This is a genomic window from Citrobacter sp. A316 (assembly GCF_002042945.1).
Classification (GTDB): domain Bacteria; phylum Pseudomonadota; class Gammaproteobacteria; order Enterobacterales; family Enterobacteriaceae; genus Citrobacter; species Citrobacter portucalensis.
In genome coordinates, this window is record NZ_MVFZ01000001.1 from 242160 (window position 1) to 254339 (window position 12180).

13 protein-coding genes and 1 pseudogene are annotated in these 12180 nt (G+C 53.9%); 3 read left to right on the plus strand and 11 right to left on the minus strand.

Going from position 1 to position 12180, the window contains the following annotated elements:
* Positions 1-199: 199 nt before the first annotated feature.
* Genes sdhB through sdhC form a run of 4 tightly spaced genes read right to left on the minus strand, consistent with a single transcriptional unit; the run spans position 200 to position 3443 of the window.
* The gene (sdhB, locus tag BZK41_RS01170) at positions 200-916 is read right to left on the minus strand and encodes a succinate dehydrogenase iron-sulfur subunit SdhB (RefSeq protein ID WP_003022921.1); all 717 of its coding nucleotides are present in this window, start codon (positions 914-916) and stop codon (positions 200-202) included.
* Positions 917-931: 15 nt separating this feature from the next.
* Positions 932-2698, minus strand: a complete 1767-nt coding sequence (gene sdhA, locus BZK41_RS01175; protein ID WP_003831409.1) for a succinate dehydrogenase flavoprotein subunit — start codon at positions 2696-2698, stop codon at positions 932-934.
* Entirely contained in the window at positions 2698-3045 is a 348-nt protein-coding gene (sdhD, locus tag BZK41_RS01180) for a succinate dehydrogenase membrane anchor subunit (RefSeq protein WP_003831408.1), read from the minus strand. Before sdhD ends, sdhA begins: the two co-directional genes overlap by 1 nt.
* On the minus strand, positions 3039-3443 hold the full coding sequence (gene sdhC / locus BZK41_RS01185; protein WP_003831406.1) for a succinate dehydrogenase cytochrome b556 subunit: 405 nt from the start codon (positions 3441-3443) through the stop codon (positions 3039-3041). Before sdhC ends, sdhD begins: the two co-directional genes overlap by 7 nt.
* Positions 3444-3826: 383 nt before the next feature.
* On the opposite strand from sdhC, the pseudogene BZK41_RS27365 reads away from it, so the two are divergent.
* The 3 genes and pseudogenes from BZK41_RS27365 (at position 3827) to BZK41_RS01195 (ending at position 6646) form a co-directional block, all read left to right on the plus strand.
* Positions 3827-3937: pseudogene (locus tag BZK41_RS27365) on the plus strand (hypothetical protein).
* 203 nt (positions 3938-4140) lie between these two features.
* Entirely contained in the window at positions 4141-5424 is a 1284-nt protein-coding gene (locus BZK41_RS01190) for a citrate synthase (protein ID WP_079936906.1), read from the plus strand.
* Positions 5425-5599: 175 nt separating this feature from the next.
* Positions 5600-6646 (plus strand): AbrB family transcriptional regulator, encoded by a 1047-nt coding sequence (locus BZK41_RS01195; RefSeq protein ID WP_079936907.1) that lies wholly within the window; start codon positions 5600-5602, stop codon positions 6644-6646.
* Here the strand turns inward: BZK41_RS01195 and nei are convergent.
* From nei to pxpB, 7 genes are read right to left on the minus strand one after another with little or no spacing between them, the layout of a single operon-like run.
* Positions 6643-7434, minus strand: a complete 792-nt coding sequence (gene nei / locus BZK41_RS01200; protein WP_079936908.1) for an endonuclease VIII — start codon at positions 7432-7434, stop codon at positions 6643-6645. The genes BZK41_RS01195 and nei overlap by 4 nt on opposite strands.
* A 14-nt stretch (positions 7435-7448) precedes the next feature.
* The gene (gene pcp / locus BZK41_RS01205) at positions 7449-8093 is read right to left on the minus strand and encodes a pyroglutamyl-peptidase I (protein WP_079936909.1); all 645 of its coding nucleotides are present in this window, start codon (positions 8091-8093) and stop codon (positions 7449-7451) included.
* Positions 8094-8102: 9 nt separating this feature from the next.
* Complete coding sequence (locus tag BZK41_RS01210) at positions 8103-9098, minus strand: DUF979 domain-containing protein (RefSeq protein ID WP_079936910.1); 996 nt, start codon at positions 9096-9098, stop codon at positions 8103-8105.
* Positions 9095-9817: a DUF969 domain-containing protein gene (locus BZK41_RS01215; protein WP_063940693.1), complete on the minus strand. Its 723-nt coding sequence runs from the start codon at positions 9815-9817 to the stop codon at positions 9095-9097. Before BZK41_RS01215 ends, BZK41_RS01210 begins: the two co-directional genes overlap by 4 nt.
* A 52-nt stretch (positions 9818-9869) precedes the next feature.
* Positions 9870-10604 carry a 5-oxoprolinase subunit PxpA gene (gene pxpA / locus BZK41_RS01220; RefSeq protein WP_079936911.1) on the minus strand — a complete coding sequence of 245 codons (735 nt, stop codon included), beginning with the start codon at positions 10602-10604 and terminating at the stop codon, positions 9870-9872.
* Positions 10594-11526: a 5-oxoprolinase subunit PxpC gene (gene pxpC, locus BZK41_RS01225; protein ID WP_079936912.1), complete on the minus strand. Its 933-nt coding sequence runs from the start codon at positions 11524-11526 to the stop codon at positions 10594-10596. Before pxpC ends, pxpA begins: the two co-directional genes overlap by 11 nt.
* A complete protein-coding gene (gene pxpB, locus BZK41_RS01230) occupies positions 11520-12176 on the minus strand; it encodes a 5-oxoprolinase subunit PxpB (protein WP_079937014.1) in 657 nt (218 codons plus the stop codon). Before pxpB ends, pxpC begins: the two co-directional genes overlap by 7 nt.
* Between the last annotated feature and the right edge of the window lie 4 nt (positions 12177-12180).

Consider the following 12180-nt stretch of genomic DNA (forward strand, 5'->3'; position numbering starts at 1 on the left):
TCTAATAATCGTCGCTGTTCAGGCTGCGACTGCGTTGCAACCTCCACTCACTCCGGTCACATAGTTAACTATGCTCCCGAAGATTCGTTCCGTTCGCGCCTTGTCTCGCGCTGAACATCTCGATTATTGCTATCAATGTGGCAGTTTTTAGAGGTTTCCTGCACTACCGGGGAATCACTTCCCCGGCAACAACAATTACTTACGCACTACGTTTGAGCAGCATCGACTTAATATGGCCGATGGCGCGCGTCGGGTTCAACCCTTTCGGACATACGCTGACGCAGTTCATGATGCTATGGCAGCGGAATACGCTGAAAGCGTCACTTAAACCTTCCAGGCGGCTGTCGGTTTCGGTATCGCGGCTATCGATTAAGAAGCGATACGCTGCCAGCAGGCCTGCCGGGCCAATAAACTTGTCCGGGTTCCACCAGAATGATGGGCAGGACGTTGAGCAGCATGCACACAAAATACATTCATACAGCCCATCGAGCTTCTCACGCTGCTCTGGCATTTGTAAATGCTCACGAGCCGGCGGATTTTTCCCATTATTCAACAAGTAAGGCTTAATCTTCTCATACTGTGCGTAGAATTGCCCCATGTCTACCACCAAATCGCGCACAACCGGTAAGCCCGGCAGCGGGCGAATGACAATTTTCTTGCCCGGCTGATTCAGCGCAGAAATAGGTGTGATACAGGCCAGTCCATTTTTGCCATTCATGTTCAGACCGTCGGAGCCACAAACCCCTTCGCGGCAGGAGCGACGAAACGACAGCGACGGATCTTTTTCTTTCAGCTGCATCAATGCATCCAGCAGCATCATGTCGCGCCCTTCTTCCGCCTCCAGGGTGTAATCCTGCATGCGCGGAGCGTCGTCAACATCCGGGTTATAGCGATAAACTGAAAACTCGAGTTTCATTGTCCTGTCTCCGCATTAATAAGTACGAATCTTCGGCGGGAATGCCGGGCGCAGCTTCGGTTCCATATTGACTTGACGTCGCGTCATGGATTCCGACTCTGGCAGGTACAGGGAATGGCACAGCCAGTTTTCATCATCACGTTCCGGGAAGTCGAAGCGGCTATGCGCGCCACGGCTTTCGGTACGGAAGTTTGCAGATACTGCAGTGGCGTACGCGGTCTCCATCAGGTTATCCAACTCCAGGCACTCAACGCGCTGGGTGTTGAACTCGCTGGAGGTATCGTCCAGACGGGCATTTTTCAGGCGTTCGCGGATCGCTTTCAGCTCTTCCAGACCTTTCGCCATCGCATCGCCTTCGCGGAATACCGAGAAGTTATGCTGCATACATTCTTGCAGCGCTTTGCGAATCGCCACCGGGTCTTCACCGTTACGGTTACCGTTCCAGCGGTTCAGACGCGCCAGAGAAGCATCGATTTCATCTTCGGTCGCATCCAGCAGGTCACCCTGCTCAGCAATAGATTCCTGCAGGTGCAGACCAACCGCACGACCAAATACGACCAGGTCCAGCAGCGAGTTGCCGCCCAGACGGTTGGCGCCGTGAACCGATACGCAGGCGATTTCGCCGACGGCAAACAGCCCAGGGATCACCACATCTTCACCCTGCTCATTCACGGTCAGCGCCTGGCCAGTAACTTTGGTCGGAATACCGCCCATCATATAGTGGCAGGTTGGGATAACCGGGATTGGCTCTTTGACCGGGTCAACGTGAGCAAAGGTACGGGACAGTTCGAGAATGCCCGGCAGACGGGATTCCAGTACTTCTTTACCCAGGTGGTCGAGTTTCAGTTTGGCGTGCGGCCCCCACGGGCCGTCGCAGCCGCGACCTTCGCGAATTTCGATCATGATGGAACGCGCCACCACGTCACGACCCGCCAGGTCTTTCGCATTCGGGGCATAACGCTCCATGAAGCGCTCGCCATGTTTGTTCAGCAGGTAGCCACCTTCACCACGACAGCCTTCTGTTACCAGAACGCCTGCACCGGCGATACCGGTTGGGTGGAACTGCCACATCTCCATATCCTGCACCGGCACGCCAGCGCGGATAGCCATACCAACACCGTCACCGGTATTGATGTGGGCATTGGTGGTGGACTGATAAATACGGCCAGCGCCGCCGGTCGCCAGCACGGTTGCGCGGGCTTTGAAGTAAACCACTTCACCGGTTTCGATACACAGCGCGGTACAACCGACAACGGCGCCATCAGCGTTTTTCACCAGGTCCAGCGCATACCACTCGGAGAAGATGGTGGTATGGTTTTTCAGGTTCTGCTGATACAGCGTGTGCAACAGCGCATGACCGGTACGGTCTGCCGCTGCCGCGGTACGTGCCGCCTGCTCGCCGCCGAAGTTCTTCGACTGACCGCCAAACGGACGTTGATAAATTGTGCCATTGTCGAGGCGAGAGAACGGCAGCCCCATGTGGTCCAGCTCCAGAATCGCTTCCGGACCGGTTTTACACATATATTCAATAGCGTCCTGGTCACCAATGTAGTCCGACCCTTTAACAGTGTCGTACATGTGCCATTCCCAGTTATCTTCATGGGTATTACCGAGCGCAACGGTGATGCCACCCTGCGCGGATACGGTATGGGAACGGGTTGGGAACACTTTGGAGAGCAGCGCACAGGTCTGACCGCTCTGGGAAATTTGCAGCGCCGCGCGCATACCTGCGCCGCCGGCACCAATCACAACAGCATCAAATTCTCTGACTGGCAGTTTCATTACACACCCCACACCACAACAAATCCATAAATGACGTAAACCACCAGCGCAACGACGATAGCCAGTTGCAGAATCAGGCGCACAGCCAGAGGTTTAACGTAGTCGGTCAACACCTGCCACATGCCGATCCAGGCATGAATCAAGATGGAGAAAAGTGCCAGCAGGGTGAAGACTTTGGTGAATGCCGATGAGAAGAAACCGGTCCAGACTTCATACGTCAGCTCGCCGCTGGTGGCGAAGAAACCGACCATATAGATGATGTATAACGTCAGAACGATAGCGGTAGCACGGACCAGAATGAAGTCATGTACGCCGTTGCGTCCTAATGCGGAGGCGTTGCTTACCATACGAGGACTCCTGCGAGAAGTGAAAGCACGACAATGATAACGAAACAAATTTTGGCGGAGCGTGTCCCTGCTTCGAGGGTTTCTTCGATATAGCCAAAATCCATCAACAGATGGCGAATGCCCATTACGGCGTGATATGCCAGCGCAATCAGGATCCCCCACAGAATTAACTCCACAAAGAAGTTATTCATAATGGATGACGCGGTGAGGAAACCTTCAGGGGAGGAAAGGCTGGTACCCAATAACCACAACAGAATCCCGACCGCCACGAAGGTGATCACTCCGGATACGCGATGGAGAATGGACGCTATCGCCGTGATTGGGAACCGGATCGTTTGCAGATCCAGATTGACAGGTCTTTGTTTTTTCACATTTCTTATCATGAATAACGCCCACATGCTGTTCTTATTATTCCCTTTAGACTTCGGGTACAGAAGATGAAGACACCTGTAGCCTGAAAGACGACGGGATTTCCTTCCTCCGGTCTGCGTGCGGGTCAGACAGCGTCCTTACTATAACTACGCGTCATATAAAACACTGCTTCCAGATGCTAAAACGACACGTTACAACGCTGGTTGGCTCGGGATTGCAGGGTATTCCGGAGACCTGGCGGCAGTATAGGACGTTCACAAAATCATTACAATTAACCTACATATAGTTTGTCGGGTTTTATCCCGAACAGTGACATAGGTCACGATAACAACATTATTTTAATTTTTAATCATCTGATTTGACAATCATTAAACAAAGTTGTTACAAACGACACCAGAAAAAGCATATAATGCGTAAAAGTTATGGGGTCACTCTTTCACCGGAGATTTAGTTATGTAACAGTGTGGAAGTATTGACCAATACCTTCAGGACAGTTATTAGTGATAGACAGGTTAAATAATTCGGATTGCTAAGTTCTTGATTTGCAGTTTATTCGCCATGAAAAGACCGTTTTACCTGCAAGCGCCCATAGCTCTGTACCCAGGTCATCCCCTCTTTCGCAGAGCGGCGAGCCAAATAACAAACTGGTAACGGTTTATTGATGCACGAAGGCAAATTTAAGTTCCGGCAGTCTTAAGCAATAAGGCGCTAAGGAGACCGTAAATGGCTGATACTAAAGCAAAACTCACTCTAAATGGTGACGCTGCTATTGAACTGGATGTGCTGAAAGGTACGCTCGGTCAAGATGTTATTGATATTCGTACCCTTGGCTCAAAAGGGATGTTTACTTTTGACCCAGGTTTCACCTCTACCGCATCCTGCGAATCCAAAATTACTTTCATCGACGGTGACGAAGGTATTTTGCTGCATCGCGGCTTCCCGATTGACCAACTGGCGACCGAGTCTAACTATCTGGAAGTGTGTTACATCCTGCTGTACGGCGAAAAACCGACGCAGGAAGAGTACGACGAGTTCAAAACCACAGTCACTCGCCATACCATGATCCACGAGCAGATCACCCGTCTGTTCCACGGTTTCCGCCGCGACTCTCACCCGATGGCCGTTATGTGCGGTGTCACCGGAGCGCTGGCAGCGTTCTACCACGACTCGCTGGATGTGAATAACCCGCGTCACCGTGAAATCGCCGCCTTCCGTCTGCTGTCCAAAATGCCGACCATGGCAGCGATGTGCTACAAATATTCCATCGGACAGCCGTTCGTGTACCCGCGTAATGACCTCTCTTACGCCGGTAACTTCCTGAACATGATGTTCTCTACGCCGTGCGAAAAATACGAAGTGAATCCGATCCTGGAACGCGCAATGGACCGTATCTTAATCCTGCACGCTGACCACGAACAGAACGCCTCAACCTCTACCGTACGTACCGCAGGCTCTTCTGGCGCTAACCCGTTTGCCTGCATCGCGGCCGGTATTGCTTCCCTGTGGGGACCGGCTCACGGCGGCGCGAACGAAGCTGCGCTGAAAATGCTGGAAGAAATCAGCTCTGTTAAACACATTCCGGAATTTGTTCGCCGCGCGAAAGACAAGAATGATTCCTTCCGCCTGATGGGCTTTGGTCACCGTGTTTATAAAAACTATGACCCGCGCGCTACTGTCATGCGTGAAACCTGCCATGAAGTACTGAAAGAACTGGGCACCAAAGATGATCTGCTGGAAGTGGCGATGGAACTTGAGCACATTGCGCTCAACGACCCGTACTTCATTGAGAAGAAACTCTACCCGAACGTAGACTTCTACTCCGGCATCATCCTGAAAGCGATGGGTATTCCGTCCTCCATGTTCACCGTTATCTTCGCCATGGCGCGTACCGTTGGCTGGATTGCACACTGGAACGAAATGCACACCGACGGCATGAAAATCGCCCGTCCGCGTCAGCTGTACACCGGCTACGACAAGCGCGATTTTAAGTCTGCTATTAAGCGTTAATTGTCTGCCGGACGGTGCCAATGCCTGTCCGGCTTATTGCCATTAACTCTCACGGGTCGGACAAGGCATTAAAGCCAGAATCCGACCTGTTTTTATTTGATCCACATTATTTTATTCTTATCGTGCTTTCTCTATGATTTACTGAGATTTCTCACATTTTACTCAGGAGCATGGGATGCCTGTTTTGCAGTGGAGCCTGCTGTTTGTGCTATCGCTCCTTCTTTCCCTGCTCTTTCTGTTTATCCATCTTCCAGGCCCCTTGCTGCTCGGGTCGATGATCGTCGGCATCATTTTCAGTATGCGCGGCATCTCTCTGCACCCTCCCCGCTGCACATTTCTTGGCGCACAGGCAATTCTCGGCTGCATGATTGCCCAAAATCTGACCGGTTCAATCTTCACAACCCTTGCGGCCCACTGGCCGATGGTGATTGCTATCCTGCTGGTAACCCTTATCAGCAGCGCGATAATCGGCTGGCTGCTGGTTCGCTACAGTAATCTACCGGGGAATACAGGTGCGTGGGGCTCGTCACCAGGCGGCGCAGCGGCAATGGTCGCGATGGCCCAGGATTACGGCGCCGACATCCGGCTGGTGGCGTTTATGCAGTATCTGCGCGTACTGTTGGTGGTCGGCGCGGCAGCGCTGGTCACCCGGTTGGTGATGGGCGACCAGGCGCAAACGGTCAGTGAACAAATCATCTGGTTTCCACCGCTAAGCGGCAATCTTTTCAGCACTCTGATGCTGGCCGCCGTTGCCGGTACGGCTGGACGCCTACTGCGTATTCCCTCTGGCGTCATGCTATTGCCAATGCTGGTGGGTGCCTTGCTGAATGCAAGCGGAGTGATGGTGATTGAACTGCCGGAGTGGCTGCTGGCGATAGCCTACATGTCAATTGGCTGGCAAATCGGTCTTGGCTTTGATAAGCAGATCTTTTTAATGGCATTACGACCACTGCCGCAGATCCTGTTGTCCATTTTTTCACTGATGGCGATCTGCGCCGCCATGGCCTGGGGACTGGCGCATTACATGCAGATCGACTTTCTCACTGCCTATCTGGCAACCAGTCCTGGAGGAGTGGATTCTGTTGCGGTAATCGCCGCAGGAAGCCACGCAGATATGGCGCTCATCATGGCGATGCAAACCCTGCGACTGTTCAGCATTTTGTTAACTGGCCCCGCAGTCGCAAGGTTTATTTCGGTGCACGCGCCAAAACAACCCGCTTAGCGCTGACAACCAGGGCACCAGTAAAAGGGGCGCGAAGAGAGCATCGTTTTTTCGATGATTCCACCACAGCGCTCACAGGCTTCACCATCCCGATGAAAGACCTTGAAGCGAAACAGCGCGCCGTGATGTTTATTCTCATCGACCAGGCCGCGGGTATTATAAGACAGGCGCGGAATATCAAGCAGCGCATGTGCCAGTTGATCCAGTTGCTCATCACTAAGCTGCGACGCTTTATGCTGCCCGGTCAACCCAACCTGCCAAAGGATCTCTACCCGCAGGTAATTACCTAATCCCGCCAGAAACGCCTGGTCCAGTAGCAGACCAGAAAACTGGCGATTGCGAAAACGCGGAGATAACAGACGCGCTTTAACCTCATCGGGAGTTAAACGTAAATCCAGTACATCCGGCCCAACCCGTTGCAGGAACGGATGGGTGGCAACCTGCTCTGGCGTCAGCATTTCGATATCAGACGCGCTATAGAGCAGAATTGTCTTGTCATGTGTTTGCAGACTGACGCGCAGTACCCGCGAAGTTTGCGGGATTGTGCCGGTATCCACCACTCGCCACACACCATAGAGCTGATTGTGACTGTACAGCGTCAGGCCATTAGAAAAATGGGTCAGTAATGCTTTCCCCCGCGTTTCAAGCTGGGTAACACGTTGCCCAATTAGTTGAGATTGATACGGTTTTAACTGCTCAAAGGCAAACCAGACATCCGTCAGGGGTTTGCCTTTGACTGCCGCCTCCAGGTTATCCGCCGCGCGGCGAATCTCCGGGCCTTCAGGCATAATACTGTCCTTTGTTAATGTGTTGCGCCGCCCGTCACTACGATATCGCTTTCCACCTGCAAGGCGGTAGCAATCGCAATCTCCAGCGCACGGCGCACCGTTTCTGTCGCCATACTTGGCGCCCCGGGATGCTGTGCAGCCTGTTGCGGCAAATAAGGGATATGAATAAAGCCGCCCTTCACCGCCGGTACGTCGCGTAGTTTATGCAGCAGGCCATACATCACGTGGTTACACACGAAAGTACCCGCAGTCTGGGAAACCGAGGCCGGTATTCCCGCGTTGCGCATGGCGACAACCATCGCTTTAATCGGCAACGTACTAAACCATGCCGCCGGGCCATCGACCACAATCGGCACATCTACCGGCTGTTGTCCCTGGTTATCCGCAATACGCGCATCGTCAACGTTAATCGCCACGCGTTCCACGGTGATATCCGTGCGACCACCCGCCTGCCCCACCGCCAGCACCAGTGATGGCGACAACGCGTCAATCGCGGCATTGAGTACGGCAAGAGACTCGCCAAATACACACGGTAGTTGGCGGGCAATAACGCGGCATCCGCCGATAATAGCATTGTCGAGGCTCGAGACCACTTCCCAGGAAGGGTTAACTGACTCGCCGCCAAAGGGTTCAAATCCCGTGATGAGTACTGTTTTCATCCTTCCTCCTTACAAGAACATCAGGAAATACATCAGGAACACGTTGACCAGTAGCAGCAGTACGCCGGTTGGCACCTGCGCTTTAATCACCGCGTTTTTGTCCGGTAGCTCCAGCAGCGCTGCTGGAACAATATTAAAGTTCGCCGCCATCGGCGTCATCAGCGTCCCGCAATAGCCGGAGAACATACCAATCGCCGCCATTACCGCTGGATTGCCGCCGTGTTGCAGTACAAGGATCGGAATACCAATCCCAGCGGTCACGATCGGGAAAGCAGCAAACGCATTACCCATGACCATAGTCAGCAATGCCATGCCGATGGTGTACACCGCCACCGCAATAAAGCGACTATCCACCGCCAGATATTCCTGCGTCAGGTATGAAATGCCGCTACCCACACCTGCCGCTGTAAACAGCAGCCCGAGCGTAGCCAGAATTTGCGGCAAAATGAACGCCCAGCCAATGGAGTCCAGCAGACGGCGCGCCTCCTGAATCGGTTGATGCACCCGCTCATGGGTCATTTTTACCGCCATCGCCAGACCAATCAACGAGCCCGCTGTCATTGAAAAGAGCGTCACCAGCGTGGCGTGATTACCCGGCCCGAACAGTGCATCCTGTAAGCCAGGAATATGGTTGAACATCAATACACCAATAACAGTTACCACCGGGATCGCCAACGCTGGGAAAAACAGGCGGTTGCCCAGGCGGCTGGCGCTTTCTTCGCGCTGTTGCTGCGTCCGTTGATGGTAGCTTCCCAGCTTCACGCCGCCAAAACCTGCGATCAGGGCCAGCACGACCACCGCAACGCCGACGGCAATATGCACCGCGCGTTTATCGCCAAACAGCGAGTATGTCCAGTCACCAAGCAGAAACAGTACGCCGTATATGCCCCAAAACAGGCCTGTGGTGAAACGACGCGGGTTCGCTTTGTCCTGCCAGGACATCAGCGCCACAATCAGTAATACCGCACCCGCCAGCCAGTAGAGATAGCTTTGTTGAAAATTCATTTCGCTTCCCCTTTCGCTGCGGCATTCGCTTTCGCCACCTCACGTTGCAAATAGCTATCCAGACGCCACAAACGCGTGCCGTGGATCAGGAAAGCACAAATTGCCGTTGGGATCCCCCACAAGGCGATATGCAACGGTTCAGTCTGGATGCCACCAGACTCCAGCATAAAGTTGTGCATGAATATGATCGCGCCAAAGGCAACAAAGATATCTTCACCGAAAAACAGCCCAACGTTATCGGTCGCCGCTGACATTGCGCGCAGTCGATATCGAACCGCGCCGGGTATCTCGCCGTGATTTTTCTCGGCGGCCCCTTCCGCCATTGGCGCCAGCAGCGGGCGCACCATCTGCGGATGCCCGCCCAGACTGGTCAGCCCTAACGCAGCGGTCGCTTCGCGAATGAACAGATAGACAATAAGCAGACGGCCACTGGTAGCGCTGCGGATTTTAGCAATCCACGCCTGAGCGCGCTCTTTGAGTCCGTGACGTTCCAGCAGGCCAATAACCGCCAGCGGGATCAGCAGGATAAACGGCAGGTTGCGGGTGTTAAGAAAACCTTCACCCAGCTTCTCGAGGATGGTGGCGATCGGCATATGCGCCGCCAGTCCCGTGACGATCCCGGCAATAATAACCACCAATACCGGATTAAAACGTAAAAGAAATCCGACCACAATGACGGCGATGCCCGTCAATGGCCAGAGAGAAATAGCCTCTCCCATAATTAAAACCCTTATGTTGTTGTGTAATATCTTATTGTTTTATATTAAAAAATTATGCGCTAATTTGAATATTGCATGCATTAAAGGCGCTACGCAAGCGACGGGCAAAAGCGAGTGCGTGCTCGCCATCCCCATGAATGCATACCGTCTGGGCGGTCACGCTTGCCCATGTTCCACTTTGGCTTTTTACTCTGCCGGATTGCACCATTTCTAACGTTTGCGCCAGCGCCTGCTCTTCATCCTCAATCAGTGCGCCCGGCTGGCTGCGAGGTACCAGACTGCCATCGGCCTGATAACCCCGATCGGCAAAAACCTCCTGATGCGTTACCAGGCCATAGTGTTCTCCGGCGCGAATCAGTTCGCTTCCCGCCAGCCCGACCAGAACCAGCGACGGATCGCAGGCATGAACTGCTTTAGCAATCGCATCGGCCAATTGAGGATCTTTCGCCGCCTGGTTATAGAGCATGCCATGCGGTTTGACATGACGCATCACGCCGCCTTCTGCCCGCGTGATGGCAGCCAGCGCGCCAATTTGATACAGCGTCTGTGCATACACCGTTTGCACAGGCAGTGCCATGGCACTACGGCCAAAATTTTTCCGATCCGGAAAGCTCGGATGCGCGCCTATCGCCACGCCATTTTTTAGCGCTTCGCGCACGCTTGAGAGCATGGTCTGCGCATCACCGGCATGAAACCCACAGGCAATATTGGCTGAAGACACGAGTTGCAGCAGCGCTGCATCGTTCGCACATCCCTCACCGAGGTCCGCGTTGAGATCAATTTTCATTGTTAAGTCGCCATGTTAACTGTTCCAGGTAACGCTGCTGGTCGTACCGCGCCTTTAGCGCCTCCTCCAGCGAACACTGCACAAAGTGAATCGGTTGACCGAGTGGGATCTGCGCCAGATGGTACATATCTGCCTCGATGATACAGGCGATGCGCGGATAGCCACCCGTCGTCTGAGCATCGTTCATCAGCACGATTGGCTGGCCATTATGCGGAACCTGCACCACGCCGGGGAGCAAACCATGCGACAGCAACTCGCGATCGGTCGTGCGCGTCAGCGGCTGCCCCTGAAGACGATACCCCATACGGTTACTTTGTGGGCTAAGCTGCCACGGCGAGCGCCAGAAAGAGGCCTGCGATACCTCATCAAACTCCTGATATTCAGGGCCAGGCAGTGCGCGGATGAGATTACCCCACATCAGTTGTTTTACACCTTGTGGCCCGTTGAATTGCCGGGTAGATACGCCAATCGCCAGTCGATCGCCATCACGCAGCAGACGCCCTTCAAACCCACCAATGCCCACTTTCAGATCGGTACTGCGCGAGCCCATCACTTCGGGAACATCAACACCGCCCGCTACCGCCAGATAACTGCGCATGCCATGAAGCGGACGTTTTAGCGTCAGGCGCTGCCCGGCTTTTACCGGTAACCGCCATCCGCTCCATACGGGAGTACGATCCAGATGCGCTTCGCATCCGGCACCGGTCAGGGCAAACCAGCCATCGGCTTCAAACTCCACCACCAGTTGCCCCAGAGTGATTTCCAGCGCTGCGGCATTCGCATCATTACCCACCAGCAGGTTGGCGACGTTCAGCGCCGGTTTATCCAGCGCGCCACAGTGACTGATTCCGGATTGACGAAAACTATGGCGTCCCCCGTCCTGTACTGAGGTGTACATACCAGCGCGGATGATGTTTAACATATCCCCTCCTTCTGCGGGACAAAACGCACGGTATCGCCAGCCCGTAACAGAATCGGCTCCTCCCGTTTTGGATCAAATAACGAAACGGAGGTACGCCCAATCAATTGCCATCCACCGGGTGTGGAAAGCGGGTAGATCCCCGTTTGAGATCCACCGATACCGACAGAACCTGCCGGAACAAGCAAGCGCGGTTCCGCGCGTCTGGGGGTATGCAGCTGTTCAGGTAAGCTCCCGAGATAGGGAAATCCCGGCTGAAAACCGATAAACCACACCACATAGTCAACTGACGCATGAAGTTCGACGACCTGCTTGTCGCTTAATCCACTGTGTCGTGCGACCTCTGTCAGATCGGGGCCAAACTCACCACCATAGGTCACTGGTATTTCAATGAAGCGTGAATCCGGCTCCAGTGCTTCGCTCTCTTCCCACCAGCGCTGCAGGCGTTCAATAGCATCCAGCGCCAGCGTTTGCGGGTCGCGCAGGGTAACCGTGATATTGTTCATTCCCGGAATAGCTTCAAGCACATTCGGGGCATCAACTAAACGCTGAGCCAGACGCCAGATGCGTTTCTGAGTCGCCAGCGTGATGGGAGGCTCCAGTTCGAGAACCACCGCCGTTTCACCTAACAGATAACAACGCGCTCGCTGCACTTTC

Excerpts from the sequence above, each read along its gene's own strand:
- pcp (WP_079936909.1), bottom strand. The coding sequence starts at position 8,093 with ATGAAAACAGTACTCATCACGGGATTTGAACCCTTTGGCGGCGAGTCA.
- nei (WP_079936908.1), bottom strand. The coding sequence starts at position 7,434 with ATGCCTGAAGGCCCGGAGATTCGCCGCGCGGCGGATAACCTGGAGGCG.
- BZK41_RS01190 (WP_079936906.1), top strand. The coding sequence starts at position 4,141 with ATGGCTGATACTAAAGCAAAACTCACTCTAAATGGTGACGCTGCTATT.
- sdhD (WP_003831408.1), bottom strand. The coding sequence starts at position 3,045 with ATGGTAAGCAACGCCTCCGCATTAGGACGCAACGGCGTACATGACTTC.
- pxpC (WP_079936912.1), bottom strand. The coding sequence starts at position 11,526 with ATGTTAAACATCATCCGCGCTGGTATGTACACCTCAGTACAGGACGGG.
- BZK41_RS01215 (WP_063940693.1), bottom strand. The coding sequence starts at position 9,817 with ATGGGAGAGGCTATTTCTCTCTGGCCATTGACGGGCATCGCCGTCATT.
- pxpA (WP_079936911.1), bottom strand. The coding sequence starts at position 10,604 with ATGAAAATTGATCTCAACGCGGACCTCGGTGAGGGATGTGCGAACGAT.
- sdhA (WP_003831409.1), bottom strand. The coding sequence starts at position 2,698 with ATGAAACTGCCAGTCAGAGAATTTGATGCTGTTGTGATTGGTGCCGGC.
- BZK41_RS01195 (WP_079936907.1), top strand. The coding sequence starts at position 5,600 with ATGCCTGTTTTGCAGTGGAGCCTGCTGTTTGTGCTATCGCTCCTTCTT.
- BZK41_RS01210 (WP_079936910.1), bottom strand. The coding sequence starts at position 9,098 with ATGAATTTTCAACAAAGCTATCTCTACTGGCTGGCGGGTGCGGTATTA.
- sdhB (WP_003022921.1), bottom strand. The coding sequence starts at position 916 with ATGAAACTCGAGTTTTCAGTTTATCGCTATAACCCGGATGTTGACGAC.
- sdhC (WP_003831406.1), bottom strand. The coding sequence starts at position 3,443 with ATGTGGGCGTTATTCATGATAAGAAATGTGAAAAAACAAAGACCTGTC.